The sequence below is a fragment of the Caballeronia fortuita genome (genome assembly GCF_001544835.2).
Classification (GTDB): domain Bacteria; phylum Pseudomonadota; class Gammaproteobacteria; order Burkholderiales; family Burkholderiaceae; genus Caballeronia; species Caballeronia fortuita.
Genome location: NZ_FCNX02000046.1, coordinates 1 through 1,572, shown reverse-complemented (window position 1 = coordinate 1,572; position 1,572 = coordinate 1). Strand labels below are relative to the sequence as shown.

At 61.2% G+C, this 1,572-nt stretch carries 1 protein-coding gene; it reads left to right on the top strand.

Annotated elements, in window-relative coordinates:
• Positions 1-97: 97 nt before the first annotated feature.
• Positions 98-1,564, top strand: a complete 1,467-nt coding sequence (locus AWB77_RS34040; protein ID WP_061138847.1) for an ISNCY family transposase — start codon at positions 98-100, stop codon at positions 1,562-1,564.
• Positions 1,565-1,572: the final 8 nt, after the last annotated feature.

Sequence of the window (1,572 nt, the reverse complement as noted above, 5' to 3'; positions counted from 1 at the left end):
TGTAGGTCCCAAGTTCAGATGTCGTGTTTGCGCCAAGTAGAGATGTCGCGTTTTGACGTAGGTTCGTTGCCAGACAGGCGTTTGAGGAGCGCTGGCGATGAACACGACCGGGACCATCACCATGTCGATGCGCGAACTGGACCGACTCAGAGTGATTCAGGCAGTCGACGAACGCCAACTCAAGCCAGGCCGTGCCGCCGAGCGGCTACGCGTGAGCGTGCGGCAGATCGAACGGCTCGTCTTGCGTTATCGTGCGGACGGTGCACGCGGTCTGGTGTCTGGCAAGCGCGCACGCCCGAGTAATCACCGGTTGCCGGGCGGCGTGGCGCAGCGTGCGCTCGCGCTGATCCGTGAGCGCTATGCCGATTTTGGTCCCACGCTGGCCTGCGAGAAGTTACGGGAATGCCACGGCATTGAACTGGCCGTTGAGACGATTCGTTCCCTGATGACGGCTGCGGGCCTTTGGGTGCCTCGCAAACAGCGCCCGCCGCGGATTCACCAGCCGCGCAACCGCCGCTCGTGTCTGGGCGAGTTAGTCCAGATCGATGGCAGCGATCACCGCTGGTTCGAGGATCGCGCGCCGGCGTGCACGCTGCTGGTATTTGTCGACGACGCGACAGGCCGGCTGATGACGCTTCATTTCACCGCCACCGAGTCGACCTTCAGCTATTTCGAGGCGCTCTCGAAGTACCTGCGTGCGCACGGCAAGCCGATGGCGTTCTACAGCGACAAGGCGAGCGTCTTCTACGTCAAGAACCGTTCGCAGACCGCTGGCAAAGGCGTGACGCAGTTCGGGCGAGCCTTGTACGAACTGAACATTGATGCGTTCTGCGCAAATACGAGCCAGGCCAAGGGGCGTGTCGAGCGGGCCAACCTGACGCTGCAGGACCGGCTGGTCAAGGAGTTGCGCTTGCGCGGCATCAGCACCTGGGAGGCGGCCAACGCCTACGCGCCCTCCTTCATCGCTGATTTCAATCAACGTTTCGGCAAGCCGCCACATAGCGACCACGATGCTCATCGGCCTCTGCGTGCTGACGACGATTTGACGCAATTGCTGGCACATCGCGTCTGGCGCAAGGTCACGCACGCGCTGACGGTGCAATACGACCGGGTGATGTATCTGCTGGAAGACACGCCTGCCAATCACCTATTGATTCACCAGCAAGTCGAGGTGGTCGAATACCCGAGTGGCTGCGTCGAGGTGCAGGCGGACGGCCAGGTGCTTTCCTGCGGCACTTACGACCGTATTGCGCGGATTGATCAGGGCGCGGAAGTCGAGAACAAGCGCTTGGCGCATGCACTCGAAGCCGCACGATTGCTGCAAGCCAAACGAGACGATCGTCGTGCGTGTGATGCACCGTCACGCACGCATCGCGGTGAACAGGTTCGAGCCAAGAAGGCGCTTGAAGGACTAAAGAAGCAACGTGCACTGAGCATCGCAGACGTGAACGAAGCGATTCTCGAAGTCAGCGCAAAAGCAACGAGGCAACGGGGGGCGGCTGCGCCGCCCCAACCCCACAACCTGAACAGAAACATCCGTTCCAAACCCGACATCTCTACTTAGCGGCAACC